Here is a 26,477-nt window from a genome sequence, read left to right on the forward strand (position 1 = left end):
TGTTCAGGCAGGGCGCTTTTTATGCCCGGCGGCGCCTGGCTTGCACGGGCCTACGGTTTCCCATGCCGGGTAAGCGCAGCGCTACCCGGCACTCTCCTTCGATTACCCTTCCGCGTTCACCACTTTGATCTCCACCATACCGATCCCCAGCTGGCGCGGAGAGTGGCCGAGAATATTCCCCTCGTTGGTGGATTCCGGTGCAGGCGGAACAATCACCAGCGTGCTGCTGTGCGACGGGTTGTCGAAATGCAGCGTCGTGGTAGTAACCTCATTCCCCAGCGTCAGGGTCTGCTCTTTATCACCAATGCGTACCGGAATCGGTTTGTTGGCGTTCGGCCCCCAGGCTTTGGCGGTGATCACCAGATCGAATTTCGCCGGCAGCGGCTGGTTGTATTCGATCTTCACTTCATCACCCAGTTGGGCGTTGGACCAGCGTCCCCAGGATTCCGGGCGCGAAATGCCACTGAACTTCTTCACCTCTTCGGGCGCACCGGCCACGTTAAAGACGAAGCTGTCAGCCTTGTAGCGAATGTCGTTGTCGGACACCTTGAGCATATCGACGTTGCGCTGGTAGCGATCGGTGCTGATCACCGTATCTTTAAAGGCCGTTTTGCCCTTCCACTGCGCTTTATCGACATGCTGCACGGTCTGCTCGCCGCCTAACTGGCCCTGAGAAACACACCAGTCAGTGGAGAGCGCCAGCGGTTGCGACCAGAGCTGACCCATCTTGTAGCAGCGGTCAACCCAGACGAAGTTATCCCGCGGGGCAAAGTCCGCCAGCTGGTAGCGCAGCGGAGCGGAGTATTCGCTTTCCGGCAGCGGTTCGACCCGCTTATCGGAAACGCGCAGCAGCAGCGGCAGGCGGAAGTGGCTGCCGGAGAAGGCCATCATATTTTTCTGGCTGTCGATGGTGAACTCTTTCAGCTCTTTCGGGAAATTCCACAGGCGAATGACGTCCGGTTTCCACGCCAGCACTTTTTCCTTCATGTTGAGGAACACTTCAGACAGCGACTGCCCGGAGAGGCTGCTGCGGCCCAGGCCGATAAAGTTATCCCCGCCGAGAATATCCAGCACCGTCGCGCCGTTATCCATGGTGTTGCGCTTCACGGCCATCACCTCCTGCTGCGGCTTATCGCCACGCAGGATAAAGAACAGGTTGCTGCGGTCGTGCTTGTTCAGCGCATCCCAGGCGGTGTTTTTCATCGCCAGATGATCGGAGGAAACCACGATCACCGTGTTTTTGAAGTACGGCGAGGCTTTGATTTTTTCGATCAGCGCCGCAATGTGCTCCTGGCTACAGCCCACCGCGCTGAAGGATTGATTGGGTTTGCCCTCAAGGGCATAGCTCTTGCGCTGGCAGGTACGGGAGATAAAGCCATCCGGGTGGTGGGTGTCCACCGTCAGGGCAAACAGTGAGAAACGTTTGCCGGACTGTGACAGCGCCTCGAACTTTTTCCAGGTTTCATCCAGCACCGTATCGTCATAGAAGCCCCAGTCGTTACGGTAGGTCGGATCCGCGACGGTGGTTTTTAACTCTTCTGCACCGTACAGATGGTCAAAACCGTGGGACTTCAGGAACACATCTTTCCCGGCAAAACGCAGGTTGGCACCCTGCATGAAATAGTTCTCGTACCCGGAGTTTTTCAGGATATCGCCGAGACAGATATTCTGCGGGAAGAAGCTCGACACCGATGCCGAGGCGTTGCCTTCAAACGGGGCGAACAGCGGAATGCCACACTGGGAGGCGACCATGCCGGCGATGGTGTAATCGGTGCCGGGCAGCTGCGCGGTGTGGCTGAAATCGATCCCTTCGTTTTTGATAGCACCCAGCTCCGGCGCGAGATCCGGGAAGGCGTCATTATCAAAGTAGGTGCGCTCCAGGCTTTCGCCATAGATATAGACCAGGTTGAGTTTCGGGTTCGGAATGGTTTTACCCGGCTCTTTGTAATAAGCCGTAAAGTCGGGATCGCCATCGCGAGATTGCGATTTCACCAGCTCGGTGATCTGGTGAAACGCCGGGCTGGCATCCACCGAGGCGAGGGCCAACACCAGCGCCAGCAGGCTGTAGCCGAGGTGATGCGGATGATGACGGCGGCGGCGCAGGATCCAGCCCAGCAGGCCAAATACCGCCACCAGCGCAACCACCACGCCAATACCAGGAAGTATGTACTTACTAACCCCGGCGCCGGTCAGACTGTTGGTCAGGGTATAGAGGACGGCATCGTTAATGCCATCGCCGGTAAAGTAGTCACTGGCGTAGAGAGTAATGTTCAGTACGACAAAAAGCCCCAGCACCAGAAGGGTGACGGCAAACCACCAGGGGTTACGACCCGCTTTGCGGGAATAGATAACAACCGAGGCGATAAACAGGGCAATAGAAATGAACTCTGACAACAGCTTATCCTCAACAAAGGCATCCGCCGATCGGCGGATTAACTGTTTAATTTTTGGGTGATCCAATGTAATGGCGATGCCATCAAGCTGCAATTGTAGTGTCACGCAATTGTGCTGTTGTTAGGATTTGGTTTAGAAAATCGAATGTTTGACGGGCGTCGCTTTCTGCGGGGAAGGGGAGAAACGCCGCGGCAGTCGTCGCGGCGTATCGGGGATTAAGAGATAAAGCTCATGCCCTGTTTCAGGACAAAATCACAGGCCTGGGCTTTGACCTTCTTCGCCAGCGGCGAGTTGCCGATGGTTTCCAGGTTCAGCTGCTCACCGTTATTGGCATTCAGCAGACCCTGGATCCCTTCCAGATAGTTGGTGTCCTGCTGCTGCTCTTCCTGGGTGTCGAGACCCAGCTTACCCAGCACCTGATTTTTAATGTTGGTCGCGTCGGTCATCGAGGCCAGCTTCTCTTTCGCGCAGTACTCGAGGATCCCGGCTGCGTTATTCATGTTGCTGGCAGAGAGCGACTGGCCGCCATTGTTGAGCAGACCGGTGAGCGAGGAGAGGGAGAGGCCACCGTTCTGGGAGGTTGTGGTGGTGCTGTTGCTGCTACTGCCCGCGCTGAGCTGGCTGGCGGCGCTGTTGAGCGTATCCTGCCAGGAGGAGGCCGCCTGGGCTGCACCCGTCATCAGGAGGGCGCTGACTGCGGCGCTAAGAAGAAAATGTGTTTTCATAAGACCTACTCTGTCGATTGCCCGCCGGGGCGGAGTGGCAGCCAGTATAAACCTCGCGACAGCGCAGGACTTGGGTAAATATCCTAATACTCTTTACCGGTAACGCGGCTGCGATAGCTTTCCCAGTCAAAAATCACATACAGGCTGTTACCGAGTTTCATGCGATCCATCACCCGCTCGCCCAGCAGACGGGTCATCTCTTCAACGTTATGGTTGGTCAGCATACCGGTCGGGCGCTTGGAGGAGGAGCGGCGATCAACAATCTGGTTGATGATCACTTTTTCATAGCGTGATTCGGTCTGCACGCCGATTTCGTCGATCACCAGCAGATCGACATTACTCAGATCGTTCAAAAGCTGTTCTTCGCTGGTCTCCCGGTTGCTGAAGGTATCTTTCATCGCCGACATGATGTCAGCCACGGTGATGATCAGCACCGATTTACCGCGCAGCAGCAGTTCGTTGCAGATGGCCGCCGCGAGATGGTTTTTGCCGGTGCCCGGCTTGCCGCTGAAGATAAAGCTGGCGATGTTGCCGTCGAACTCTTCTACGTACTGGCGCGCCTGTTGCAGCGCCTGGAGTTGTCCCTGGGTCTCGACGTTATAATTGTCGAAGGAGCAGTTCTGATGCAGAGGACGAATGCCGGAGCGGTTAAAGGTGCGCTGCATCTTCATGGCGCGGTTCTCCCGTGCCAGCGCCGCCGCGCGGATCTTACCCTGCTCTTTTTGCCACGCCAGCAGCTCTTCACCGGTGGTAAAGGCCGGTTTGACGTTAGCGGGCATGATCTTCTGCAGACGTTTCATCAGTTCGCCGAACTCTTTCATTTGGCACCTCGGAATCCGTGGGGGATCTGTTTATCCGGTTCTGAAAAGGTATTCACATCGCGTCTGGCCTGGTTGCCGCTGCTGGCCCGGTTGATCTGTACGCTGCGCGCCAGCTTCTGCTGCCACTGAATATGGTGAAAGACTTTCCCTTCCGCCTGCCAGTACGCGGTAAAGGCGGCCAGCTCTTCCGGGGCGACGGGCTGGGTGAGGGCAATGCCCCACAGCGCCGCCTGACGCTGGAAGTCGGGATCCGGCTGCCAGCCGTTATACATGGCGAATTTGCCCATCGGCACCGCCACCGGCGCGCTGGTGGGTTCCTCGAAGAATTGGGTATCCAGAGTGACGTCACTGGCCGGGCGCGACAGGCGCGCTTCCAGCTCCAGCAGCTCGGCCAGACGCTGCGGCGTGATGGCGTAAAAAGCCGGTGCATTGTCGGCGAAAACGGCGACAGTACCGCCTTGCGCCCTGGACAGCACGCCGCGGGGATCGTGCATAAAGGCATCAATGCCAGTGACGCTGGTGGTCAGGATTCTGGAGGACATAATACTTCTCTACTGAGTTACTGCGGACGAGATATGGGCTTATGGTAGCACAGAGAGGAGGGGGCAGGCAGGGGTCTGAAACCCGCTCCCTGACCCCCTGAAAAATCAGGAGATAATATTCAGCGTCACATCGATATTGTTGCGGGTGGCGTTAGAGTACGGGCAGACAATGTGCGCCGCATCCACCAGCTTTTTCGCCTCATCGGCGTCCATTCCCGGCAGGTGAATATTCAGTTTCGCTTCGATGCCAAACCCGGTTGGCAGCGGACCGATCCCCACTTCGCCCTCAATAAAGGCGTCCTGCGGCATAGTGATTTTGTCGCGGTTAGCCACAAATTTCATGGCGCCGAGAAAACAGGCTGAGTAGCCCGCCGCGAACAGTTGTTCCGGGTTGGTCACTTCACCGCCCGCGCCGCCCATCTCTTTGGGGACGCCCAGTTTGACATCCAGTACGCCGTCGGACGAAGTGGCGCGGCCATCACGGCCTCCGGTGGCTTTGGCTTTGGCGGTATAGACAACTTTTTCTAAAGACATGGTGGGTTCCTTATCTCAGGGTTGTTTGCGCTAAGGACAGGTATAACGCAAGGCAACCTGAACCGCCATTTTTCGATAGTGTTGCCGCTGGGCCTGCTCATCGGCGCCATCCTCAAACAGCAGGGTGAAGGTGTAACTGTTAGCCACATAGTGAAAGCTGAAACTGCTGATGAGGCGGTGCAGATCCCGGGCGTTCACCGTCTGGTTAAAGAGTTGCTTCTCTTTGCCGCGTTTGAGGATGGTTTCCAGCAGATCCAGCGCGCTGCGGTTCACCTGTCGCAGCAAGGCCGACTGCTGCATAAACCGGCCCCGCTGCATGTTCTCCATGCAGATAATGCGAATGTAGTCCGGATGGTCGGCATGATAGTCAAAGGTGGTTTCCACCAGCTGCACCAGCGCTTCTACCGGCGGCATCGCATCCAGACTGAGCTGTTTTTCACTGGCGCGGATCTGGGTGTAGACATATTCCAGCACCAGCAGGTAGAGGTTCTCTTTGGTCTTAAAGTGATACACCACCATCCGTTTGGTGGTGCCCGCTTTCTCGGCGATCTGCTCCATGCGTGCGCCGTTAAGCCCGTACTCGGCAAACAGCGAGAGGGCGCTGAGGAAGATTTTGTCTTTCAGGCGGGAGCCGTCGCCGTTTTCCGCGTTTTCGCTGCCGGGGTTAGACACATCTGCTCCTTACTTAGCCACATGAGAGCAGAGGATTATCACCACGGCAGCGGGAGAACACAACTCTCAAACCCGGGGGCGTTTGCGGTAGAGCCACAGGCCGGGGATCGACAGCCCGATTGAGAGGGCGCCGACGATGGACGAGGCTTTCAGGAAGTTGGTCAGCAGCATAATCATCTGCGCTTCGCTGTAGCCAAAGTGGCTAATTTTCACTGCCGAAATCATCGCGGTATAGGCAGAGATGCCCGGAAACATCGGAATCACCGCCGCAACGGTAAAGACCTTCGGATGGGCCAGATACCAGCGCGACCACTGGATCCCAATGCTGCCCACCAGCATCGAGGCCATAAAGGTCGACCATTCGATATTCAGCCCGGCGGTCATCATCGTCATGCGCGAGCCGTGGCCAATGGCCCCCAGCAGCGCGCACCACGGCAGGGCGCGATGGGGAACGTTAAACACCATGGCAAAGCCCACTGCCGGAATGGCCGACAGCATCATGTCCTGGGCCAGCGCCCAGAGAAAATCGATTACGCCCATCCGCGAAGCCCCCATAACGTCATGGCCATCACCACCCCAATACAGGTGGCGAGGGTGAGTAAACTGGCTATCGCCCAGCGGGCAAGGCCGGTATTGATGTGACCTTTGAACATATCGGCCACGGCATTAATCAGTGGAAACCCCGGCACCAGCAGCAGTACGCTGGCGGCCATGGCGATGGTCGGGGTGGTGGCAAAGCCCGGCAGCCGCAGCAGCAGGCCGGAGACCGTGGTGGCGACAAAGGCGGTGATGCAGAAGTTAATTTGTGGGTGCAGATGCCGGCCTGTCAGCACCTGACGCACGTACATGGCGAGGGTGCTGGCGATAAAGGTCACCATCGCGCCGTCCCAGCCGCCGTTGTTAAGTTTGCAGAAGCAGGCGCAGGAGAGGCCCACCATCAGCGCCACCAGCCAGCGTGGATAGCGCAGCGGCTTGATCTGGCTGAACCGTTTTTCGACGCCCTGCGCATCCAGCAGCTTGTGTTCCGCCATGATCACAATGTGTTGCACCTCGGTGACGACGTGCATGTTGATCCCACGATCGTGGTTTTTACGCGTTGAGGTCAGACACTGGCCCGCTTTAATGGTGGTCAACACAATTGCGTTAGAGGAGATGGAGCTCTCTACGCTGTCCATACCCAGGGCCAGCCCCAGTCGGGTAGAAAGCTCCTCGACCAGGGCGCTTTCGGCGCCATGTTGCAATAAAAAAAGGCCGCACTGAATACACAGTCGCGTGACGGCGCGTTGTGAGGATTGATCTGCCTGCATCTGTTGCCCTGAGGAGAGAGTGACGAGTGGATAGCCGGAATGTCTACTTTTAGCACACAACCCGGTGGCGTTTGCTCTGGGCCAGATCAAGGTTTAAGCAGATTAGGGCTGTAAACAGGCGTTACGTTCAGCCAATTAATTATTAATTTCTATGCATTTTATATTTACATATTTATTTAATTTATATTTAGAATATCTAATTTGCTCTTTTTAAAAATATCGCGCGCCAGGGGTTAACATTGCGGCGTTATTTTGCGATATTAATGCCGTTTTGGCGGTGTATACATTTGTGATGCTGATTCTTATCGCAATCTCATTTCGTTCAGCTAATAGAAAAGGAAAGACATTACATTTTTACGTCGCCCTGTTAGACAAACAGGTATTTCAATTGGATGAAAGACGTGGAATGAACGTATGAATGGATTCGGAGCGAAAATGCCGTCATTGATCTGTAAGAGTGTAATAATAATTGGAAAGTCACCCATAATGCAGACCGGCCTCGGCAGCATTATGTCTCGCTATTTCCCGGACTACGATCGTTCATACTGTCGGACCCATGAAGAGCTGACGCTTCTTCAATTGCGTCGTGCAGGCGTGGTCATCGTTGATATTTCAGATGAACAGCGTAATTCGCGTAATATTTGCAATCAGTATCACGTATTACAAAATCAGTATCGGGATATTCACTGGATATTTTTGGTTTCTCGGGCAATTTACCCCCTCTCTGTTGAGCACTTAATGCGTCCAGAAAGCACTTTGCTATCCAACATGGAGCCCATCGAAAGCGTGGTTAAAGCTATCCGGGCGGGTAGTGAAAACGCTGAACGTATTAGCCAGACGCTATTAATCCCCGATCCAGATGATTTATATGACAATCAGGACGAAGTCATGTTGACCTTCTCAGAGCGTAAAGTATTACGCTTACTGGGAAAAGGTTGGGGTATTAATCAAATCGCCGCATTGCTGAAAAAGAGTAATAAAACGGTAAGCGCGCAAAAAAACAGTGCCATGAGAAGACTTGCTTTAACGAGTAATGCCGAAATGTACGCGTGGATTAACAGCACTAAGGGAATGAAAGAGCTGAGTTTATTCTCTGCCTATGGAGAGCAAGACGAATGGAAAAGAGCGCGCCAAAAAGACATATCGCTATCGTCGAAAAGTGCATGATGAGTGCTATGGGGCTGAAGCATCTTTTTGCCAGTCCCTCACTTAAAGGTTATGAAGTCCACCTTTTTAATAATATTAATAGTTTCCAGTCATCACTTAGTTTTGTTCCATACACGTCGTTAATTTATTCACTCTCGGATGAGCGGGAAGAACGGCGTAATTGCCTGGTCTGTATTAAGGAAGTGGCCACCACGTACGGCATGATTCAGCGAATTGTGCTCGCATCAGATGAGGCAGAAGCGAGCCTGATTAATCAGCTTTCGCCGTCACGCCTGCATGGCGTCATTCTCAAATCTGAGCCACTCGCCGAACTGCAGGAGCAACTCAGCAAAATATTGAGTGAGAACCGACGGGTCAATGACAGTCATAATAACCACTGGAATATCCATCGTGGGAGACTGCTGAGCCCAACCGAGCGCGCCATTTTGCAGTTTATGTCGTGCGGCTTCTCCATCCCGGAAATCGCCACCCGGCTCGATCGCAACATCAAAACCATTCGTGCGCATAAATTTAATGCCATGATTAAGCTCGGTGTGCGTTCCGACGTGGGATTACTGCACGCGGCGGACATCCTGACGCATTTTCCCGTCCCGGATCCCCGCAACTCGCGCTTCATGTCCCAGCACTTTTCATAGCCCATGCGAAAGTCTGCGCCAGAACGGTTTCTGGCGCGGGACTTACAGGCAAACGTCTACCCATGTTGCCTGAGTAAGTTCGGCCATTCTTTCCGGAGAAATACGGACCGCGCTGTGGATCGCACCGGCAGCGGGCAGCACTTCCGCATACTGTTTTAGCGAGATGTCACAATAGACCGCCAGCGGCGTTTCCAGTCCGAAAGGGCAGACGCCACCCACAGGATGCCCTGTGATTGTCACCACCTCGTCACTGCTTAGCATCCTGGCCTTTGCGCCAAACGTCTGCTTCAGCTTTTTGTTATCAAGACGCGCATCGCCTTTGGCAACCACGAGGATCACCTCATCTTTAATTTTTAGCGACAGCGTTTTCGCTATCTGACCCGGCGCGACATTGTGGGCCTCGGCAGCCAGCGCAACGGTAGCGGTACTCTGACCCAGTTCGATGACTTCAACATCCGGGGCGTGGTCAGCAAAAAACTGGCGCACAGACTGCAAACTCATTGTTTCCTCCAGAAAATACTCTGTGTAGTCGGTCATAAGAAATTATGCTCTGTAAATATTTACCAGGTCACACACTTCTTATATCAGCGATTTCTGGATCCTCTTCACAATCACGGAAACCGGTTACAGTAACCGGTTGCAGACCATGATGTGGAGATTAATACTGATTACGTCACTTCCCCTGTATCCAATAATAAGAGTCGATTATGAAACCTATCCGTTTGAGCAGTACCGCTGGTAAGCGAACCAGCAAGGTGGTGAAAGTGGTATATGGAACACCGTGCGGCGTCACAGCGCCCGAAACGATCGTCTGACAGGAGAGCCGTTATGTCTGCCAACCATGCTGCGTTTAACCTGATATTCCGATTTGTTGAAAACTATGTCAGCCCCATTGCCGGACGCATCTCCTCCCAGCGTCACGTGATGGCGATCCGCGACGGCTTTATCTCCGCAATGCCGTTTATGATTGTTGGCTCGTTCTTATTAGTGTTTGCTTACCCGCCGTTTTCGCCGGACACCACATGGGGCTTTGCCCGCGCCTGGCTGGATATGGCAAAACAGTTTGAAGGCCAGATCCTCACCCCCTTCGATATGACGATGGGCGTGATGTCCCTCTATATCTGTGCCGCTATCGCCTACAACCTCGGCAAGCACTACGTTAAGTCGCATCAGCTCGACCCCTTCATGTGCGCCATGCTGTCGCTGATGGCCTTCCTGCTGATCGCCGCGCCAAAAACTAAAGGCGCATTGCCGGTGGATAGCCTCGGTGGGACGGGGATCTTCACCGCCATTCTGGTGGCAATCTACTGTGTGGAGATGATGCGTTTTCTGAAGGCGCACAACATCGGTATTCGCCTGCCCGACCAGGTGCCGCCGATGATCAAGAACTCCTTCGATCTGCTGATCCCGGTGCTGGTGGTGGTGTTAACCCTCTATCCGCTGAGCCTGTTCATTCAGTCTGAGTTTGGCATGCTGATCCCGCAGGCGATCATGGCCATCTTTAAGCCGCTGGTCTCCGCGGCGGACTCGCTGCCGGCGATCCTGTTGGCGGTGCTGATTGGTCATCTGCTGTGGTTTGCGGGCATCCACGGGGCGGCGATTGTCTCCGGTATGCTGCAGATGTTCTGGCTCACCAACCTGGGGATGAACCAGACCGCGCTGGCGCAAAGCGCGCCGCTGCCGCACATCTTTATGGAGGCGTTCTGGACCTTCTTCATTGTGATTGGCGGCTCCGGGGCGACGATGGGGCTGGTGTTCTGCTATCTGCGTAGCCGTTCGGCGCACCTGCGTTCCATTGGCCGTCTGAGCGTGGTGCCGAGTATTTTCAACATCAACGAACCGGTGATCTTCGGGACGCCTATCGTGATGAACCCGGTGTTCTTTATCCCGTTCCTGCTGGCGCCAATGGTCAACGCGGTGCTGGCGTGGGCGGCGATGAAGCTGGATCTGATTGGTCGCGTGATTTCGGTGGTTCCCTGGACCGCTCCTGCGCCGGTGGGGGCTGCCTGGGCGCTGGGCTGGGATTTCCGTGCGGCGATCCTGGTCCTGCTGTTAGCGATGGTCTCCGCCATCATCTACTACCCGTTCTTTAAGGTCTACGAGAAGCAGCTGCTGGCGCAGGAAGCCGAAGAGGCCCTGCGTGCAGAAGAAGAAAGTCAGCAGATCGCGTAATAGAAGCAAAACGGCAACCCGAGGGTTGCCGTTTTCATCTATTGGGCCTGACAAACTACTTCAGCGTGCAATCGCCGCACTGCTGAACGTCCGGCAGGCGATAGCGCTGACAGCAGGTACGACGCCCCAGCAGGCCGTCGCGCGGGACGACGGTGCGATAAAGCGGGTTGTCACGCCCATCGGAGAGCTGGCGGGCAAAGAAAATCGCCTGACGCAGCGCATCCACTTTCTCATCCCCCAGCAGGGGTTTCATTTCGGTCAGATACCAGTGAATTAAATAGCCGGTATTGCTCCAGATAAGTTTGCCGTTGATCTCACCCGTCGCTTCCAGCACGTCAACCACCGGGACCAGGGCGCGCGTCACCAGCATTTCCATACGCTGCTGGGGCGAAAGCGAGGTTGCCTGGCTGTCTTCCTGAACGTCGATCCAGAAGCAGGCTGCGCGTCCGGTTTCGTGAAACTCAACGTGGAAATGTTCCGGGGAAATATCCAGCGCCACATCCTGGGTCAGCAGGGCCAGCATCATCGGTGGGACCATCAGCCCAATATACCACTGTGCCCACAGCGACAGCAGCGGCTTGTTTTCCCGCGCCATCGTGGGCTGGTTGCGGTAGATATGATCGGAGTAGGTCGCCAGTAATGACTGCAGTTCGGCAGGACGCTGCCACTGCGCCAGCGTCATGGCGTGATGAGGATGGGGTTCGTCCAGCTTGATGACATCCAGCAGATAGGCACGCGTCTGACCGATAGCGTCACGCATCGCGTCCGCAAGCCCTGAAGGCCTGGCCGACAGCGGCGTTTGCCAGATAATATTCTCAACAGCGTGTGCGGAACGTGTGGCCATAAGTTAGCTGGATAAAAATCTAAATGATAATGATTGCCAATCCTAACTATAGATAAAACCGTGCGCAAGGCTTTTTACACATCCAGCCTTAACGCTGACAAATGAGAAAATATATCATATGATATTGGTTATCATTATCGATTTGAGAGACGAATCATGTTGAGCAGAGCGTTGGGAAGTGGATGGGGCGTGATACTGCCGGGGATGGTCATGGCCGGGCTGGCGTGTACCGATCTGTCGTTAGCGGTCTGGAAAGTGATTATCGCGTCGGGCTTGCTGATTTCATCCGCCATGATCTGGCATAAACAACTGCGGCATTTCGTGCTGCTGCCATCATGTGTTGCGCTGATTGCGGGAATGTGGGTGCTGGTAATGAATCTGAACTAACGGGAAAAGAAGAGAGAAAAGCAGGAGAGATAAGATAATTGGTGCGAGGGGGGGGACTCGAACCCCCACATCCTAAGGACACTAACACCTGAAGCTAGCGCGTCTACCAATTCCGCCACCTTCGCACAGTCATCTTATTTTTTGATATCGCCTCGTTGGTGCGAGGGGGGGGACTCGAACCCCCACATCCGTAAGGACACTAACACCTGAAGCTAGCGCGTCTACCAATTCCGCCACCTTCGCCCAGTGCGAGCAATATCAATCATGGTTATTGGTGCGAGGGGGGGGACTCGAACCCCCACATCCGTAAGGACACTAACACCTGAAGCTAGCGCGTCTACCAATTCCGCCACCTTCGCAGACCATCGATACAGTAAAAGTATCGTAACCACGGAGGCGCATTCTAGATGTTTTCAGCTTTTCGTCAACAGATAATTGTGCGGGAGCTATTATTTGCTGCAAAAATGGCCTGAACGGGCGGCTCAGGCCAGCGGGAGACGTTACTTCTTCGCCTGGCGGGTCATGATGGCGCGGTAGATCTTAAAGCGGCCAGTTTGCGCCAGTACTTCGTGGAAGCCGAAGACTTCATCCAGCACTTTCGGGTACGGCAGGAAGGCGTTCGCCACGATTCGCAGCTCACCGCCGCTGTTGAGATGGCGTACCGCGGTACGAATCAAGGTCTGCGCGGCTTCGAGGCTGGTTTCCACACCGTCATGGAATGGCGGGTTGGAGATAATCATATCGAAACGGCCGGTCACGTCGGATAAGACGTTAGAGGCAAAAACCTCGCCCTCAATGCCGTTGGCCGTAAGGGTCGCGCGGCTGGCTTCGATGGCGGATGCGCCCACATCGGTGAGGGTTAAACGCACTTTCGGCGAGTGGCTGGCGAGTACGGCGGAGAGCACGCCTGCGCCACAGCCGACATCCAGCACTTTACCTTTGGTGTGCGGCGTAAAGGTAGAGAGCAGCAGCTGGCTGCCCACGTCCAGACCGTCGCGGCTGAAGACGCCCGGAAGGGTTTTGATGGTCAGGCCATCCAGCTGATATTCATCCCAGTATTTTTCTGCGTCGAAGGACGGTTTTTTGTCCAGACGGCCATGATAGAGGCCGCAGCGACGGGCGCTGTCGACTTTATTCAGCGTGACGTAATCTGCCAGCATCTGCTCGGCGCTGCGCACGCCGCTGCGGTTTTCCCCGATCACGAAGATATCGCAACCCACCGGCAGCAGGGAGAGCAGGTTCATCAGCTGGAACTGGGCTTCGGGTTTGTTCTTCGGCCAGTAGTAGATCAGCGTATCGCAGTCCGCCACGTCGCTCTGCTCAGCCACCAGGCTGAAACGGACGCGCTCGCCCATCTGGCGGCTCAGCACCTGCCAGTGGTGATACTGCTGGGTGTGCGCACGGCTGTCGGCGCACTCGAAACGGGCAGGCAGGTCATCCTGCATATCTCCGGCAAACAGAATACGGCTTTGTTCGAAATCATCACTGTGACGCAGCAAGACTTCACTTGCCGGGGTAAATGCAGACATGAATTGTTCCTCAATAAACACAGGCGGGGATTATAGTAGGTAGATGGCGCAGATTCGACACATTTGCTATATTTGCGCGCCTGACAGACAGGAGTTTTCGCAATGGCATCCCGACGAGACAGGCAACTACAGCAACTGGGCATCACCCAGTGGGCGCTGCGCCGCCCGGCGGCATTGCAGGGCGAAATCGCTATCTCGCTCCCGGTGCATATTCGTCTGGTGATGGTGGCGCAGAGCCTGCCCGCGCTGAACGAGCCGCTGATCGCCGACGTACTTCGGGCGCTGAGGCTGAGTGCCGATCAGGTGCTACAGCTGACGCCCGATCGTGTGGCCATGCTGCCCGAGGGCAGCCGCTGCAACAGCTGGCAGCTTGGCGTAAGAGAAGAGATTGCTCTGGAGGGGGCGAGTATGGCCTCTCCGGCGCTGGACGAACTTAACGTAAACCCGGCGGCACGTCGCGCGCTGTGGCAACAAATCTGCGAACATGAACACAATTTCTTCCCTCACGACGACTGATTTAGCGCAGGCTTTTGAGATCGAAAAACGCGCCCACGCCTTTCCGTGGAGTGAAAAAACCTTTGCCAGCAACCAGGGTGAGCGTTACCTGAACTATCGGCTGGATGTCGATAACCAGCTGGCGGCATTTGCCATCACGCAGGTCGTTCTGGATGAAGCGACGCTGTTTAACATCGCTGTGGATCCTGCTTTTCAGCGCCGTGGGCTGGGCAGAGAACTGCTGGAACATTTAATTCGCGAGCTGGAAGCTCGAGACGTGTTCACGCTGTGGCTGGAAGTACGGGCCTCGAACGTCGCCGCCATCGCACTCTATGAAAGCCTGGGCTTTAACGAGGCGACGATCCGCCGTAACTATTACCCCACCGCAGAAGGACGTGAAGACGCCATCATCATGGCTCTGCCGCTTGGATAACTAAAAAGGTTGTAACAATGAACTGGGACTGGATTTTCTTTGACGCTGATGAAACGCTGTTTACCTTCGATTCGTACGGCGGCTTACAGCGGATGTTTCTCGACTACAGCGTGACCTTTACTGCTGAAGATTTCCAGGCTTACCAGATGGTGAATAAACCGTTGTGGGTGGATTACCAGAACGGGGCGATCACCGCGTTACAGCTGCAGCACCAGCGTTTTCAGGGGTGGTCGGAGCGCCTGAACGTTCCGCCAGGCGATCTGAACGACGCCTTCCTTAATGCAATGGCTGAAATCTGCGCCCCGCTGCCGGGCGCCGCGTCGCTGCTCGCCTCCCTGAAAGGCAAGGCGAAGCTCGGGATCATTACCAACGGCTTTACCGCGCTCCAGCAGATCCGCCTTGAGCGGACCGGTTTCCGTGACTACTTTGATTTATTAGTGATTTCAGAACAGGTGGGCGTGGCGAAACCGGCCCCGCAAATCTTTGATTATGCGCTGGCCCAGGCCGGAAACCCTGACCGGGCGAAAGTGCTGATGGTGGGGGACACGGCGGAGTCGGATATCCTTGGTGGGATGAACGCCGGGCTCTCCACATGCTGGCTGAACGCGCACAACCGCACCCTGCCGGAGGGGATCACACCGACCTGGACCGTGACCTCCCTGAGCGAACTGGAGCAACTCCTGTGTAAACATTGATTGCCTGCCCCCCATTGATGGGTAAAATAGCCGCATTTTCGTATTCATGATGCGCGGCCCGCTGCCGCGCTTTTTAAAGAAGATTGAATTATGACGTTGTCTCCTTATCTGCAAGAGGTGGCGAAACGCCGTACTTTTGCCATTATCTCTCACCCGGATGCCGGTAAAACCACCATCACCGAAAAGGTGCTGCTGTTCGGACAGGCGATCCAGACCGCCGGTACGGTAAAAGGCCGTGGCTCCAGCCAGCATGCAAAATCGGACTGGATGGAGATGGAAAAGCAGCGTGGGATCTCGATTACCACCTCCGTAATGCAGTTCCCGTATCACGACTGCCTGGTGAACCTGCTGGACACTCCGGGGCACGAAGACTTCTCCGAAGATACTTACCGTACCCTGACGGCGGTGGACTGCTGTCTGATGGTGATCGATGCCGCAAAAGGCGTTGAGGATCGTACCCGTAAACTGATGGAAGTTACCCGTCTGCGCGACACGCCGATCCTGACCTTCATGAACAAACTCGACCGTGACATCCGCGATCCGATGGAAGTGATGGATGAAGTGGAGCGTGAGCTGAAGATCGCCTGTGCGCCAATCACCTGGCCAATTGGCTGCGGTAAGCTGTTTAAAGGCGTTTACCACCTCTACAAAGACGAAACCTACCTCTACCAGAGCGGTAAAGGTCACACCATTCAGGAAGTGCGCGTCGTTAAAGGGCTGGATAACCCGGATCTGGACGCGGCTGTTGGCGAAGAGCTGGCAGAACAGCTGCGTGAAGAGCTGGAGCTGGTCAAAGGCGCTTCCCACGAATTTGTTAAAGAGCTGTTCCTGAGCGGTGAAATCACGCCGGTCTTCTTTGGTACCGCGCTGGGTAACTTTGGTGTGGACCATATGCTGGACGGTCTGGTGGAGTGGGCGCCGCAGCCGATGCCGCGTAATACCGACTCCCGTGAAGTGGTTGCCAGCGAAGAGAAGTTCACCGGCTTCGTCTTTAAGATTCAGGCCAACATGGACCCGAAACACCGCGACCGCGTAGCGTTTATGCGTGTGGTATCCGGCAAATATGAAAAAGGCATGAAGCTGCGCCAGGTGCGTACCGGTAAAGATGTGGTGATCTCCGACGCGCTGACCTTTATGGCCGGTGACCGTTCCCACGTGGAAGAGGCGTATCCGGGCGACATCATTGGCCTGCATAACCACGGCACCATCCAGATTGGCGACACTTTTACTCAGGGTGAGATGATGAAGTTCACCGGTATTCCGAACTTCGCACCGGAGCTGTTCCGTCGTATCCGCCTGAAGGATCCGCTGAAGCAGAAACAGCTGCTGAAAGGGCTGGTTCAGCTGTCAGAAGAGGGGGCAGTGCAGGTATTCCGTCCTATCGCCAATAACGATCTGATTGTCGGCGCCGTGGGCGTGCTGCAGTTTGACGTGGTGGTTGCCCGTCTGAAGAGCGAGTACAACGTTGAAGCGATTTACGAATCGGTCAACGTGGCGACGGCGCGCTGGGTAGAGTGTTCTGACGTGAAGAAATTCGAAGAGTTCAAGCGTAAGAACGAGGTTCAGCTGGCGCTCGATGGCGGTGATAACCTCACCTATATCGCCCCAACCATGGTTAACCTGAACCTGGCGCACGAACGTTATCCGGATATTCAGTTCCGCAAAACCCGCGAGCATTAATCCCTTCCCGGAGCACGGCAGCCGCCGTGCTCTGCTTAAATCCCTGCCTTATTAATCCCTTGCGGAATGTTCTTAATTCAACGACTTTTGCTGCTTATTGCTCATTTTTTGCCCAATTCTGAAAGCGGACCTGTGAGAGTGATCTATATTTAACTCAGTGTTTAACACCGGGCGCAGATGAAAGTTTCATTCAATGCGTGTTGATAAGATTCTCATCTCGCCCGAGTGTTGATTGGTAGTACTAAAGACTACTTGCACGTGATGTTTGACGCTCGAATTCGGAGCAAACCACAGGAATACATCGATGAATACTAAAAAACTGAAGATTTCGAAAACTCTGCTGACGGTAATGATGGGTAGTGCTCTGGTATGCGGTTCTGCAATGGCAGAAACCACCGCAACGGATAAAGCGCAATCCACCGCGAACACCGCAGGGGAAAAAATCGATAACTCTATGAATAAAGTCGGTAACTTCATGGATGACAGCTCTATCACAGCTAAAGTAAAAGCTGCACTGGTAGATGCTGATGACATTAAAAGCACCGATATCTCTGTAGAAACCGATAAAAACGTCGTCACGCTGAGTGGCTTCGTTGAAAGCCAGGCGCAGGCTGAAAAAGCGGTCTCCGTGGCGAAAGGCATTGAAGGCGTAAAATCTGTCAGCGACAAACTGCATGTTCGTGACGGCAAGGAACAGTCTGCTAAAGGCTATGCCGGTGACGCTGCGACTACCAGCGAAATCAAAGCGAAACTGCTTGCCGATGACATCGTCCCTTCACGTAATGTGAAAGTGGAAACCACCGACGGTGTGGTACAGCTCAGCGGTGAAGTAGAGTCTAAGGCACAGAGCGACCGTGCTGAAAGTATCGCTAAAGCCATTGATGGCGTGAAAAGCGTTAAAAACGATCTGAAAGTGAAATAAAACTCCAAAATTCGTCCTTCTGGCTGAGGCCAGAAGGCGAGATAAGAATTACACATGTAGATATCGCCGTGAGCAACCTGAGCGCTCACCATGCGGTCGACATTAACTATGGTAAAGGAGAGTCATATGTTTCGTTGGGGCATCATTTTTCTGGTTATCGCGTTAATTGCCGCCGCTCTGGGTTTTGGTGGACTGGCGGGTACCGCGGCGGGCGCGGCGAAAATTGTCTTCGTCGTCGGTATTATCCTGTTCCTGGTAAGCCTGTTCACCGGACGTCGTCGTCCATAGCTCAGGTAACCGTATGTTGATGAAAAGGCCCATGTTAAGCATGGGCCTTTTTCTTTGGCTGACCTTTTCGCGTACATCCTGTTTGGGAAACCCGCCGGTGTAGGCTACTGTGTAGTGACATAACAAATAAAAAACAGGAAAGCAGAGGTGGGGCAGCGAATTCCGGTTACGCTCGGCAATATTGCGCCGTTAGCACTGAAACCCTTTCGGCCAGGCCAGATTGCGCTGGTTTGCGAAGGCGGGGGGCAACGAGGGATCTTCACGGCTGGCGTGCTGGATGAGTTTATGCGTGCGCAATTTAACCCGTTCGATCTCTATTTTGGTACCTCCGCCGGGGCGCAAAACCTCTCGGCGTATGTTTGTAACCAGCCGGGCTACGCCCGCAAAGTGATCATGCGTTACACCACCTCCCGCGACTTCTTCGATCCGTTGCGCTTTGTGCGCGGGGGAAATCTTATCGATCTCGACTGGCTGCTGGATGCTACCGCAAGCAAAATGCCGCTGGCGATGGACAACGCCTCGCGCCTGTTCGATACCGGCAAAGCCTTCTGGATGTGCGCCTGCCGCGGAGATGACTACTCGGCGAGCTATTTTTCGCCGCAAAAAGAGAACTGGCTCGACATTCTTCGCGCCACCAGCGCTATCCCCGGTTTCTACCGGACGGGAGCGCTACTGGATGGGATCAGCTATCTCGATGGTGGTGTCAGCGATGCGGTTCCGGTGCAGGAAGCGGCCCGACGCGGGGCGAACACCATTGTGGTGATCCGCACCGTGCCCTCGCAGATGTACTATACGCCGCAGTGGTTTAAACGAATGGAACGCTGGCTGGGTGAAAGCAGTCTGCAACCGATGCTCAATCTGGTGTCGCACCATGAGGCGAGCTATCACGCCATCCAGCAGTTTATTGAAAAGCCACCGGGTAAACTCAGGATCTTTGAAATCTATCCGCCAAAGCCGCTCAACAGCATGGCGCTGGGCAGCCGCGTACCGGCCCTGCGGGACGATTACAAAACCGGGCGTCTGTGCGGACGCTATTTTCTGGCGACGGTGGGCAAAATGCTGGCCGAGCGTCCACCGCTGCGCCGCCATCAGCGGATCATCGCCCCTGCTACAGTAGTGGTTCCCCCGGCAAGCGTGGCCAACGATGTTGTTGCCACACCGCTGATCGATGCCCCGCAGGCGAACGACACCCTGTTTGATAATGAGGATCTGGCGTGACTTATCGTTTTATTGATACCCATTGCCACTTTGATTTTTCACCCTTCACCGGCGATGAGCCCGCCAGCATCCAGCGTGCCGCCGATGCGGGCGTTATGGCGATCGTGGTGCCGGCCATTGATGCGGCGAGTATCGATCGCGTGCTGGATCTCGGCGCGCGCTACCCGGCGCTCTATATGGCGCTGGGTCTTCATCCTATTGTGATCGAAAACCATCAGGATGCCGATCTGGAAAAGCTGGAGACGGCGCTCGCGGCGCGCCCGGAAAGGCTGGTGGCGGTGGGGGAGATCGGCCTCGATCTCTATCGCGAGGATCCTCACTTCGAGCGGCAGGAGGCGATCCTCGATGCGCAGCTCAAGCTGGCCAAACGCTACGATCTGCCGGTGATCCTCCATTCCCGGCGCACCCATGACAAGCTGGCGATGCACCTTAAGCGCCACAATCTGCCGCGTACCGGGGTGGTACACGGCTTTGCCGGCAGCCTGCAACAGGCGCAGCGCTTTGTGGCGTTGGGCTATAACATTGGCGTCGGCGGCACCATTACCTATCCCCGGGCCAACAAAACCCGTGAGGTGATGGCGCAGCTTCCCCTCTCCGCGCTGGTGCTGGAAACCGATGCCCCGGATATGCCGCTCAACGGTTTTCAGGGGCAGCCGAACCGCCCGGAGCAGGCGGCAAGGGTCTTTACCACCCTGTGTGAACTGCGCCCGGAGCCCGCGGAGGAGATCGCCCAGGCGCTGCTGGACAATACCCGCGCGCTGTTCGGCCTGTCGTTATAGATAAAGCGCCGGGCGGATCACGCTGATCTGCTCGCGCTCCAGCAGCTGCGCCAGGGGTTCAACATCCTCAGCCGTTGCGCTGCGCCAGTGCCGGGCTTCGCCATAGACGCCATGCGCATGAAAAGCATTGATCCTGACAGGAACATCCCCCAACTGGCGGATAAATTTGATCAGTTCGCGACGGTGCGTCAGGTAATCACACCGATCCGGGATCACCAGCAGGCGCAGCTCGCTCAGCCTGTTGTGCGCCGCCAGCCAGCGGATGCTGTGCTTGATGAGAGAGTTTTCGCGTCCGGTCAGATAGCGGTGGTATTCATTGCCCCAGGCTTTGAGATCCAGCATCGCGCCATCAAACACCGGGAGCAGTTTTTGCCAGCCGGTTTCGCTTAGGAGGCCGTTGCTGTCCACAAGGCAGGTCAGATGCTGTAGCTGCGGATCGGCTTTTAGCGTCGAAAACAGCGCCACCAGAAACGGCAGTTGAGTGGTGGCCTCCCCGCCGCTGACGGTAATGCCGGAGATAAACGGCGCGACCTTGCGGATCTGCGTCACGATCTCCTCCACACTATAGCGCTGCGCCATAGGCGTCGCCTGCTGCGCGCACATTTGCAGGCAGGTGTCGCACTGCTGGCAATGTGCATCATCCCACCAGACGCGCCCGGCCTGAACGTTCAGCGCCTCATGCGGGCAGTGCGGCACACAGGCAGCGCAGTCGTTGCAACGTCCTATTGTCCACGGGTTGTGGCAGGTTTTGCAGCGCAGGTTACACCCTTGCAGAAACAGGGCCAGGCGGCTGCCGGGCCCGTCAACGCAGGAGAACGGGATAACCTTACTGACTAAAGCGCATCTGTTGTTCATGGCTTATCACGCGCGGCTGGCGCTCCAGAATGCGGGTGTTGCGGGCGGCCTCTTCTCCCAGCCAGGTGGTGTTGGTGCGGGAACCTTCGGCGCGATATTTTTCCAGATCGGACAGCCGCACCATATAGCCCGTCACGCGAACCAGATCGTTGCCCGACACGTTGGCGGTGAATTCACGCATTCCGGCGCGGAAGGCACCCAGACAGAGTTCCACCACCGCCTGCGGATTGCGTTTTACGGTTTCATCCAGCGTCAGGATGTCGCTGATCCCGGCGTGATAATGCCGGTGATGCGGGGCCACCGCCAGCAGGTGGCTGATAGGATCGGGCTCGTCCCCATATGGCAGGCGCGCGCCCGGCGTGGTGTCGACGTCAGAGCTGATCCCCGACTGGGCATGCAGCATGGCGCGTTTTTTCCAGCCATGTTTAACCGGGGTCGTTTCCACGAACGCCGCCAGCTGTTCGCTGATGCGATATCCCAGCGCATTGGCCTGGTCATCCTGGCCGTAGCGCCCGTTGATCCCGGCCTTTTCACACAGCACGTTCACCGCCTCAGCCAGGCCATACATACCGAACATCGGCACAAAGTTGTCGGGATCGATCAGCCCTTCTTTAACCAGGAAGCTATTCTCAAAGAAGCCGGAACGCTGGTACAGGAAGTCGCAGCGCGCATCGATAATGGCTATCTGCTGCTGGCAGTAGTGCGGCAGGGTGCGGGTAAAGAACGCCTCCACCGTCTCGCTCTGTTCGGCGATGGCTTTCAGATTGAGGCGCACCAGGGTGCTGCCTCCGCCCGCCAGCGGCAGCGAGTTGTAACAGCTGACCACGCCATAGCCCTTTTTTGTGAAGATTTTATCATTCACCGGGCCGTTGGCAATGTGCGGCTTGCTGCATTCGCAGATGTTCTTCGCCACCTCCAGCAGCAGCGAATCCGGTGTGATGTCAGGATCATAAATAAAGGTGAGGTTGGGTGAAACCTGCTTAAGCTCTGCATCGGCGCGTAAGATGGCGCGCGTGATCGGCCCCTCTGCCGGGCCGATATTGGCATGGACGAAGGCATCAGGCAGGGTGCGATCGAGGTAGCGCCAGAAACGTTTTATTCGAATATCGATTTCTTCTTGTGTTAGAATTTTAACATACGGCTGCAACAGCGTATCGAGATGGCCGAGAAAGACCGGCATGCCGGTGACGGAGGGGACATGGTGATAAAGGATGGTTAGCAGCGACAGCGCATCATCCAGATCCTGAGCGCCCTCCAGCTCCAGCCACGCCGAACCCTGTCTCAGGAACAGCGCATAGTCGGGCAACACGTAGCGCGGTTTGTAAGGCGCATGGCCTTCAAACATATCGCAGATAAATCCCCCGGCCAGCGCCAGGCGCGCATCGTTATCCAGCGCGGGATAGGGCAGGTTGTTTTCCGCCTCCAGCGCCAGAAAATGGCGTTTTTGTTCGGGGCTTAACATCGGGCTTGTCACAATTTTCTGGCAACGTTGTTGCAGGGCGGCGGGTGTGGAGAGGGACATTGTCGCTTCCTTATTGTTCTGCATGGACAGAGGAAGAGTGTAAAAAGAGTCCCACCGGCTGCCTTTGATCCTGCGCGGGTGCCTGACGCTTTAATCCGCAGTTACAGCTTAATTATTTGAAGTTGATCGCATTACAGCAATGCAAATTTGTATGCATTTTTCATTAACTGTGATGAATGTCGAAGTGAGAATGCGGGTGAATGTTAGAATACTCACAGACCCGCAAGGTGAAATTTTACGGCTATACGCCCGGAGAATGTTATGACCGATTTAACCGCCAGCAGCCTGCGCGCACTGAAACTGATGGATCTGACCACCCTGAATGATGACGACACCAACGAAAAAGTGATCGCGCTGTGTCATCAGGCGAAAACCCCGGTGGGCACCACCGCGGCTGTCTGTATCTACCCGCGTTTCATTCCCATCGCGCGTAAGACCCTGAAAGAGCAGGGCACGCCGGAGGTGCGTATCGCCACCGTGACGAACTTCCCGCACGGCAACGACGACATCGAGATCGCGCTGGCAGAAACCCGCGCCGCCATTGCCTACGGTGCTGACGAAGTGGACGTGGTCTTCCCGTACCGCGCGCTGATCGCGGGTAACGAGCAGGTCGGTTTCGATCTGGTAAAAGCCTGTAAAGAGGCCTGCGCCGCGGCAAACGTACTGCTGAAAGTGATCATCGAAACCGGCGAACTGAAAGAAGAGGCGCTAATTCGCAAAGCGTCTGAAATCTCCATCAAAGCCGGGGCAGACTTCATTAAAACCTCCACCGGTAAAGTGCCGGTGAACGCCACTCCGGAAAGCGCACGCATCATGATGGAAGTGATCCGCGACATGGGCGTGGAAAAAACCGTGGGCTTCAAACCGGCGGGCGGCGTGCGTACCGCAGAAGATGCGCAGCAGTTCCTGGCGATCGCCGATGAGCTGTTCGGTGCCGACTGGGCCGATGCTCGTCACTACCGTTTTGGCGCATCCAGCCTGCTGGCGAGCTTGCTGAAAGCGCTGGGTCACGGCGACGGTAAGAGCGCAAGCAGCTACTAATAGCACTACTCGTTGTAAGCCGGATAAGGCGTAGCCGCCCTCCGGCGTTATTCCGCTTCGCCGGGTGGCGCTACGCTTACCCGGCCTACGGTTAGCCTTCGACTCACTTCCTCAGGGGGTTATTTTGTTTCTCGCACAAGAAATTATTCGTAAAAAACGTGATGGTCATGCGTTAAGCGACGAAGAGATCCGCTTTTTTATCAACGGCATTCGCGACAATACCATCTCTGAAGGGCAGATTGCCGCCCTGGCGATGACCATTTTCTTCCACGATATGGCGATGCCGGAGCGCGTGTCGCTGACCATGGCGATGCGGGATTCAGGAACCGTTCTGGACTGGAAGAGCCTTAACCTCAATGGCCCAATCGTGGATAAACACTCCACCGGCGGCGTGGGTGACGTCACCTCGCTGATGCTGGGGCCAATGGTCGCTGCCTGCGGCGGCTACATTCCTATGATTTCCGGGCGCGGCCTCGGTCATACCGGCGGCACGCTCGACAAACTGGAAGCCATCCCGGGCTTCGATATCTTCCCGGATGACAACCGCTTCCGCGACATTATTAAAGACGTTGGCGTGGCGATTATCGGCCAAACCAGCTCTCTTGCTCCGGCGGATAAGCGTTTTTACGCCACGCGTGACATTACCGCGACCGTCGATTCCATCCCGCTGATCACCGCCTCGATCCTCGCCAAGAAGTTGGCCGAAGGGCTGGATGCGCTGGTGATGGACGTCAAAGTGGGCAGCGGCGCCTTTATGCCGACTTATGAACTCTCTGCCCAGCTTGCCGAAGCGATTGTTGGCGTGGCTAACGGCGCAGGCGTGCGCACCACCGCGCTGCTTACCGACATGAACCAGGTGCTGGCCTCCAGCGCCGGTAACGCGGTCGAAGTCCGCGAAGCGGTGCAGTTCCTGACCGGCGAATACCGTAACCCGCGTCTCTTTGACGTCACCATGGCGCTCTGCGTCGAGATGCTGATCTCCGGTAACCTGGCGAAAGATGACGCCGAAGCCCGCGCGAAATTGCAGGCGGTGCTGGACAACGGTAAAGCGGCGGAGATCTTTGGCCGCATGGTTGCCGCTCAGAAAGGCCCGACCGACTTCGTGGAGAACTACGCCAAATACCTGCCTACTGCGATGCTCAGCAAAGCGGTCTACGCGGATACCGAAGGCTTTGTCTCGGCAATGGACACCCGTGCGCTGGGTATGGCGGTGGTCTCGATGGGCGGCGGTCGTCGTCAGGCCTCGGACAGCATTGATTACAGCGTCGGCTTCACCGATATGGCCCGTCTGGGCGACAGCGTTGACGGTCAACGTCCGCTGGCGGTGATCCATGCGAAAGATGAAAACAGCTGGCAGGAGGCGGCGAAAGCGGTGAAAGCGGCCATTACCCTGGCAGATAATGCCCCAGAAAGCTCGCCTTCGGTCTATCGTCGTATTACCGAATAGCGGTATACTGATCTGATCGCTTTTTTATAAAGCACTGAGTACGGAGAACATATGAAACGTGCATTTATTATGGTGCTGGACTCTTTCGGCATCGGCGCTACAGAAGATGCTGGTCGCTTTGGTGACACAGGTGCAGACACCATGGGTCACATTGCTGAAGCCTGTGCAAAAGGCGAAGCGAACAACGGGCGTCAGGGCCCGCTGAATTTGCCAAACCTCACCCGTCTGGGTCTGGTTAAGGCCCACGAAGGCTCTACCGGCAAAATTGCCGCCGGTATGGACGCTAACGCGGAAGTGGTGGGCGCATACGCCTGGGCGCACGAGCTCTCTTCCGGGAAAGACACCCCGTCAGGTCATTGGGAAATCGCCGGTGTGCCGGTTCTGTTTGACTGGGGCTATTTCTCCGAGCACGAAAACAGCTTCCCTCAGGAGCTGCTGGATAAACTGGTTGAGCGTGCGAACCTGCCGGGTTACCTCGGCAACTGCCACTCTTCCGGTACCGTGATTCTGGATCAGCTCGGCGAAGAGCACATGAAAACCGGGAAGCCGATTTTCTACACCTCCGCTGACTCCGTGTTCCAGATTGCCTGCCACGAAGAGACCTTTGGCCTCGATCGCCTGTACGAGCTGTGCGAAATCGCCCGTGAAGAGCTGACCGAAGGCGGCTACAACATTGGCCGCGTGATCGCGCGTCCGTTTGTGGGCGACAAAGCGGGTAACTTCCAGCGTACCGGTAACCGTCACGACCTGGCCGTTGAACCGCCAGCGCCGACAGTGCTGCAGAAACTGGTTGATGAGAAAGGGGGCCAGGTGGTCTCTGTCGGTAAGATCGCCGATATATACGCTAACTGCGGCATCACCAAAAAAGTGAAAGCCACTGGTCTGGATGCGCTGTTTGACGCTACCGTCAAAGAGATGAAAGAGGCGGGCGACAAGACAATCGTCTTTACCAACTTCGTGGACTTCGACTCCTCCTGGGGTCACCGTCGCGATGTGGCTGGCTATGCTGCCGGTCTGGAGCTGTTCGACCGCCGTCTGCCGGAGCTGATGGAGCTGGTGGGTGAAGATGACATTCTGATCCTGACCGCCGACCACGGCTGCGACCCAACCTGGACCGGTACCGACCACACCCGCGAGCACATTCCGGTGCTGGTGTATGGCCCGAAAGTGAAACCAGGCTCTCTGGGCCATCGCGAAACTTTCGCGGATATCGGCCAGACCATTGCGAAATACTTTGGTACGTCTGACATGGAATATGGCAAAGCCATGTTCTGATGACGCTGCCCGGCGGCGCGTGGCTTGCCGGGCCTACGTTTTTTGTAGGCCGGGTAAGTCGCAGCCGCCGCCCGGCAAAACAACATACTAATAAGGGA

At 55.9% G+C, this 26,477-nt stretch carries 28 protein-coding genes and 3 tRNA genes; 15 read left to right on the top strand and 16 right to left on the bottom strand.

What is annotated here, in order from left to right:
* Nucleotides 1-102: 102 nt before the first annotated feature.
* The 8 genes from opgB to FHC51_RS08385 form a co-directional block, all read right to left on the bottom strand.
* A complete protein-coding gene (opgB, locus tag FHC51_RS08350; protein WP_220435317.1) occupies nucleotides 103-2,394 on the bottom strand; it encodes a phosphatidylglycerol--membrane-oligosaccharide glycerophosphotransferase in 2,292 nt (763 codons plus the stop codon).
* A gap of 215 nt (nucleotides 2,395-2,609) precedes the next feature.
* Nucleotides 2,610-3,119, bottom strand: coding sequence for a DUF2501 domain-containing protein (locus FHC51_RS08355; RefSeq protein ID WP_156237731.1), 510 nt, complete (start codon nucleotides 3,117-3,119; stop codon nucleotides 2,610-2,612).
* A gap of 83 nt (nucleotides 3,120-3,202) precedes the next feature.
* Entirely contained in the window at nucleotides 3,203-3,940 is a 738-nt protein-coding gene (gene dnaC / locus FHC51_RS08360; RefSeq protein WP_103823160.1) for a DNA replication protein DnaC, read from the bottom strand.
* Nucleotides 3,937-4,482, bottom strand: coding sequence for a primosomal protein DnaT (gene dnaT, locus FHC51_RS08365; RefSeq protein ID WP_103823161.1), 546 nt, complete (start codon nucleotides 4,480-4,482; stop codon nucleotides 3,937-3,939). The genes dnaC and dnaT overlap by 4 nt, the downstream gene beginning before the upstream one ends.
* Before the next feature lie 105 nt (nucleotides 4,483-4,587).
* A complete protein-coding gene (locus tag FHC51_RS08370) occupies nucleotides 4,588-5,016 on the bottom strand; it encodes an organic hydroperoxide resistance protein (RefSeq protein WP_103823162.1) in 429 nt (142 codons plus the stop codon).
* A 30-nt stretch (nucleotides 5,017-5,046) separates the two neighbouring features.
* Nucleotides 5,047-5,688: a TetR family transcriptional regulator gene (locus tag FHC51_RS08375; protein WP_114315952.1), complete on the bottom strand. Its 642-nt coding sequence runs from the start codon at nucleotides 5,686-5,688 to the stop codon at nucleotides 5,047-5,049.
* Nucleotides 5,689-5,754: 66 nt separating this feature from the next.
* Nucleotides 5,755-6,228, bottom strand: coding sequence for a threonine/serine exporter (locus FHC51_RS08380; protein ID WP_103823164.1), 474 nt, complete (start codon nucleotides 6,226-6,228; stop codon nucleotides 5,755-5,757).
* A complete protein-coding gene (locus tag FHC51_RS08385) occupies nucleotides 6,219-6,995 on the bottom strand; it encodes a threonine/serine exporter ThrE family protein (protein ID WP_103823165.1) in 777 nt (258 codons plus the stop codon). Before FHC51_RS08385 ends, FHC51_RS08380 begins: the two co-directional genes overlap by 10 nt.
* A gap of 435 nt (nucleotides 6,996-7,430) precedes the next feature.
* Here FHC51_RS08385 and FHC51_RS08390 point away from each other — a divergent pair, with 435 nt between their 5' ends.
* Entirely contained in the window at nucleotides 7,431-8,162 is a 732-nt protein-coding gene (locus tag FHC51_RS08390) for a response regulator transcription factor (RefSeq protein ID WP_220436669.1), read from the top strand.
* Entirely contained in the window at nucleotides 8,162-8,797 is a 636-nt protein-coding gene (bglJ, locus tag FHC51_RS08395) for a DNA-binding transcriptional activator BglJ (RefSeq protein ID WP_103823166.1), read from the top strand. Before FHC51_RS08390 ends, bglJ begins: the two co-directional genes overlap by 1 nt.
* A gap of 42 nt (nucleotides 8,798-8,839) precedes the next feature.
* Here the strand turns inward: bglJ and FHC51_RS08400 are convergent, their stop codons facing one another.
* Complete coding sequence (locus tag FHC51_RS08400) at nucleotides 8,840-9,298, bottom strand: YbaK/EbsC family protein (RefSeq protein ID WP_103823167.1); 459 nt, start codon at nucleotides 9,296-9,298, stop codon at nucleotides 8,840-8,842.
* 327 nt (nucleotides 9,299-9,625) lie between these two features.
* Between FHC51_RS08400 and FHC51_RS08405 the strand changes: the two genes are divergently transcribed.
* Complete coding sequence (locus FHC51_RS08405) at nucleotides 9,626-10,969, top strand: PTS sugar transporter subunit IIC (RefSeq protein WP_220435318.1); 1,344 nt, start codon at nucleotides 9,626-9,628, stop codon at nucleotides 10,967-10,969.
* Between the two features lie 55 nt (nucleotides 10,970-11,024).
* Here FHC51_RS08405 and fhuF read toward each other — a convergent pair whose 3' ends face one another.
* Complete coding sequence (fhuF, locus tag FHC51_RS08410; protein ID WP_220435319.1) at nucleotides 11,025-11,813, bottom strand: siderophore-iron reductase FhuF; 789 nt, start codon at nucleotides 11,811-11,813, stop codon at nucleotides 11,025-11,027.
* A 156-nt stretch (nucleotides 11,814-11,969) separates the two neighbouring features.
* Here fhuF and FHC51_RS08415 point away from each other — a divergent pair, with 156 nt between their 5' ends.
* Entirely contained in the window at nucleotides 11,970-12,200 is a 231-nt protein-coding gene (locus FHC51_RS08415; RefSeq protein ID WP_103178163.1) for a DUF1435 domain-containing protein, read from the top strand.
* Nucleotides 12,201-12,239: 39 nt separating this feature from the next.
* Here FHC51_RS08415 and FHC51_RS08420 read toward each other — a convergent pair.
* From FHC51_RS08420 to rsmC, 4 genes are all read right to left on the bottom strand, one after another.
* Nucleotides 12,240-12,325 (bottom strand) — tRNA-Leu (locus FHC51_RS08420).
* A gap of 31 nt (nucleotides 12,326-12,356) precedes the next feature.
* Nucleotides 12,357-12,443 (bottom strand) — tRNA-Leu (locus FHC51_RS08425).
* Nucleotides 12,444-12,472: 29 nt separating this feature from the next.
* A tRNA-Leu gene (locus FHC51_RS08430) sits at nucleotides 12,473-12,559 on the bottom strand.
* A 141-nt stretch (nucleotides 12,560-12,700) separates the two neighbouring features.
* Complete coding sequence (rsmC, locus tag FHC51_RS08435; protein WP_220435320.1) at nucleotides 12,701-13,729, bottom strand: 16S rRNA (guanine(1207)-N(2))-methyltransferase RsmC; 1,029 nt, start codon at nucleotides 13,727-13,729, stop codon at nucleotides 12,701-12,703.
* A gap of 102 nt (nucleotides 13,730-13,831) precedes the next feature.
* Between rsmC and FHC51_RS08440 the strand changes: the two genes are divergently transcribed.
* The 8 genes from FHC51_RS08440 (at nucleotide 13,832) to FHC51_RS08475 (ending at nucleotide 20,239) form a co-directional block, all read left to right on the top strand.
* Nucleotides 13,832-14,245, top strand: coding sequence for a DNA polymerase III subunit psi (locus FHC51_RS08440; protein WP_220435321.1), 414 nt, complete (start codon nucleotides 13,832-13,834; stop codon nucleotides 14,243-14,245).
* Complete coding sequence (gene rimI / locus FHC51_RS08445; protein ID WP_103178166.1) at nucleotides 14,214-14,657, top strand: ribosomal protein S18-alanine N-acetyltransferase; 444 nt, start codon at nucleotides 14,214-14,216, stop codon at nucleotides 14,655-14,657. Before FHC51_RS08440 ends, rimI begins: the two co-directional genes overlap by 32 nt.
* Before the next feature lie 17 nt (nucleotides 14,658-14,674).
* Nucleotides 14,675-15,352: a pyrimidine 5'-nucleotidase gene (gene yjjG / locus FHC51_RS08450; protein WP_114315946.1), complete on the top strand. Its 678-nt coding sequence runs from the start codon at nucleotides 14,675-14,677 to the stop codon at nucleotides 15,350-15,352.
* A gap of 90 nt (nucleotides 15,353-15,442) precedes the next feature.
* Nucleotides 15,443-17,032, top strand: a complete 1,590-nt coding sequence (gene prfC, locus FHC51_RS08455) for a peptide chain release factor 3 (RefSeq protein WP_220435322.1) — start codon at nucleotides 15,443-15,445, stop codon at nucleotides 17,030-17,032.
* 304 nt (nucleotides 17,033-17,336) lie between these two features.
* Nucleotides 17,337-17,954, top strand: a complete 618-nt coding sequence (osmY, locus tag FHC51_RS08460) for a molecular chaperone OsmY (protein ID WP_220435323.1) — start codon at nucleotides 17,337-17,339, stop codon at nucleotides 17,952-17,954.
* A 126-nt stretch (nucleotides 17,955-18,080) separates the two neighbouring features.
* Nucleotides 18,081-18,242, top strand: coding sequence for a DUF1328 domain-containing protein (locus FHC51_RS08465; protein WP_002887716.1), 162 nt, complete (start codon nucleotides 18,081-18,083; stop codon nucleotides 18,240-18,242).
* Nucleotides 18,243-18,389: 147 nt separating this feature from the next.
* Nucleotides 18,390-19,460: a patatin family protein gene (locus tag FHC51_RS08470; RefSeq protein WP_114315944.1), complete on the top strand. Its 1,071-nt coding sequence runs from the start codon at nucleotides 18,390-18,392 to the stop codon at nucleotides 19,458-19,460.
* Nucleotides 19,457-20,239 carry a TatD family hydrolase gene (locus tag FHC51_RS08475; RefSeq protein ID WP_220435324.1) on the top strand — a complete coding sequence of 261 codons (783 nt, stop codon included), beginning with the start codon at nucleotides 19,457-19,459 and terminating at the stop codon, nucleotides 20,237-20,239. Before FHC51_RS08470 ends, FHC51_RS08475 begins: the two co-directional genes overlap by 4 nt.
* Here the strand turns inward: FHC51_RS08475 and FHC51_RS08480 are convergent.
* On the bottom strand, nucleotides 20,234-21,094 hold the full coding sequence (locus tag FHC51_RS08480; RefSeq protein WP_220435325.1) for a YjjW family glycine radical enzyme activase: 861 nt from the start codon (nucleotides 21,092-21,094) through the stop codon (nucleotides 20,234-20,236). The two genes, FHC51_RS08475 and FHC51_RS08480, sit on opposite strands and share 6 nt — an antisense overlap.
* Nucleotides 21,066-22,616, bottom strand: coding sequence for a YjjI family glycine radical enzyme (locus FHC51_RS08485; protein ID WP_220435326.1), 1,551 nt, complete (start codon nucleotides 22,614-22,616; stop codon nucleotides 21,066-21,068). Before FHC51_RS08485 ends, FHC51_RS08480 begins: the two co-directional genes overlap by 29 nt.
* A 261-nt stretch (nucleotides 22,617-22,877) precedes the next feature.
* Between FHC51_RS08485 and deoC the strand changes: the two genes are divergently transcribed.
* The 3 genes from deoC (at nucleotide 22,878) to deoB (ending at nucleotide 26,379) form a co-directional block, all read left to right on the top strand.
* Complete coding sequence (deoC, locus tag FHC51_RS08490; protein WP_168192000.1) at nucleotides 22,878-23,657, top strand: deoxyribose-phosphate aldolase; 780 nt, start codon at nucleotides 22,878-22,880, stop codon at nucleotides 23,655-23,657.
* A gap of 124 nt (nucleotides 23,658-23,781) precedes the next feature.
* Nucleotides 23,782-25,104, top strand: a complete 1,323-nt coding sequence (gene deoA / locus FHC51_RS08495) for a thymidine phosphorylase (protein ID WP_114315940.1) — start codon at nucleotides 23,782-23,784, stop codon at nucleotides 25,102-25,104.
* A 51-nt stretch (nucleotides 25,105-25,155) separates the two neighbouring features.
* On the top strand, nucleotides 25,156-26,379 hold the full coding sequence (gene deoB / locus FHC51_RS08500; RefSeq protein ID WP_220435327.1) for a phosphopentomutase: 1,224 nt from the start codon (nucleotides 25,156-25,158) through the stop codon (nucleotides 26,377-26,379).
* The last annotated feature ends 98 nt before the right edge of the window (nucleotides 26,380-26,477 follow it).

Source organism: Leclercia sp. EC_58 (assembly GCF_019584355.1).
Taxonomy (GTDB): Bacteria; Pseudomonadota; Gammaproteobacteria; order Enterobacterales; family Enterobacteriaceae; genus Enterobacter.

What these genes read in the sequence shown, in the direction of transcription:
- FHC51_RS08480 (WP_220435325.1), bottom strand. Translation starts at nt 21,094, where the DNA reads ATGAACAACAGATGCGCTTTAGTCAGTAAGGTTATCCCGTTCTCCTGC.
- bglJ (WP_103823166.1), top strand. Translation starts at nt 8,162, where the DNA reads ATGAGTGCTATGGGGCTGAAGCATCTTTTTGCCAGTCCCTCACTTAAA.
- yjjG (WP_114315946.1), top strand. Translation starts at nt 14,675, where the DNA reads ATGAACTGGGACTGGATTTTCTTTGACGCTGATGAAACGCTGTTTACC.
- dnaC (WP_103823160.1), bottom strand. Translation starts at nt 3,940, where the DNA reads ATGAAAGAGTTCGGCGAACTGATGAAACGTCTGCAGAAGATCATGCCC.
- deoB (WP_220435327.1), top strand. Translation starts at nt 25,156, where the DNA reads ATGAAACGTGCATTTATTATGGTGCTGGACTCTTTCGGCATCGGCGCT.
- FHC51_RS08355 (WP_156237731.1), bottom strand. Translation starts at nt 3,119, where the DNA reads ATGAAAACACATTTTCTTCTTAGCGCCGCAGTCAGCGCCCTCCTGATG.
- FHC51_RS08465 (WP_002887716.1), top strand. Translation starts at nt 18,081, where the DNA reads ATGTTTCGTTGGGGCATCATTTTTCTGGTTATCGCGTTAATTGCCGCC.
- FHC51_RS08380 (WP_103823164.1), bottom strand. Translation starts at nt 6,228, where the DNA reads ATGGGCGTAATCGATTTTCTCTGGGCGCTGGCCCAGGACATGATGCTG.
- deoC (WP_168192000.1), top strand. Translation starts at nt 22,878, where the DNA reads ATGACCGATTTAACCGCCAGCAGCCTGCGCGCACTGAAACTGATGGAT.
- FHC51_RS08390 (WP_220436669.1), top strand. Translation starts at nt 7,431, where the DNA reads ATGCCGTCATTGATCTGTAAGAGTGTAATAATAATTGGAAAGTCACCC.
- dnaT (WP_103823161.1), bottom strand. Translation starts at nt 4,482, where the DNA reads ATGTCCTCCAGAATCCTGACCACCAGCGTCACTGGCATTGATGCCTTT.
- rimI (WP_103178166.1), top strand. Translation starts at nt 14,214, where the DNA reads ATGAACACAATTTCTTCCCTCACGACGACTGATTTAGCGCAGGCTTTT.
- fhuF (WP_220435319.1), bottom strand. Translation starts at nt 11,813, where the DNA reads ATGGCCACACGTTCCGCACACGCTGTTGAGAATATTATCTGGCAAACG.
- FHC51_RS08415 (WP_103178163.1), top strand. Translation starts at nt 11,970, where the DNA reads ATGTTGAGCAGAGCGTTGGGAAGTGGATGGGGCGTGATACTGCCGGGG.
- FHC51_RS08405 (WP_220435318.1), top strand. Translation starts at nt 9,626, where the DNA reads ATGTCTGCCAACCATGCTGCGTTTAACCTGATATTCCGATTTGTTGAA.
- prfC (WP_220435322.1), top strand. Translation starts at nt 15,443, where the DNA reads ATGACGTTGTCTCCTTATCTGCAAGAGGTGGCGAAACGCCGTACTTTT.
- FHC51_RS08440 (WP_220435321.1), top strand. Translation starts at nt 13,832, where the DNA reads ATGGCATCCCGACGAGACAGGCAACTACAGCAACTGGGCATCACCCAG.
- FHC51_RS08385 (WP_103823165.1), bottom strand. Translation starts at nt 6,995, where the DNA reads ATGCAGGCAGATCAATCCTCACAACGCGCCGTCACGCGACTGTGTATT.
- FHC51_RS08370 (WP_103823162.1), bottom strand. Translation starts at nt 5,016, where the DNA reads ATGTCTTTAGAAAAAGTTGTCTATACCGCCAAAGCCAAAGCCACCGGA.
- FHC51_RS08485 (WP_220435326.1), bottom strand. Translation starts at nt 22,616, where the DNA reads ATGTCCCTCTCCACACCCGCCGCCCTGCAACAACGTTGCCAGAAAATT.
- osmY (WP_220435323.1), top strand. Translation starts at nt 17,337, where the DNA reads ATGAATACTAAAAAACTGAAGATTTCGAAAACTCTGCTGACGGTAATG.
- FHC51_RS08400 (WP_103823167.1), bottom strand. Translation starts at nt 9,298, where the DNA reads ATGAGTTTGCAGTCTGTGCGCCAGTTTTTTGCTGACCACGCCCCGGAT.
- rsmC (WP_220435320.1), bottom strand. Translation starts at nt 13,729, where the DNA reads ATGTCTGCATTTACCCCGGCAAGTGAAGTCTTGCTGCGTCACAGTGAT.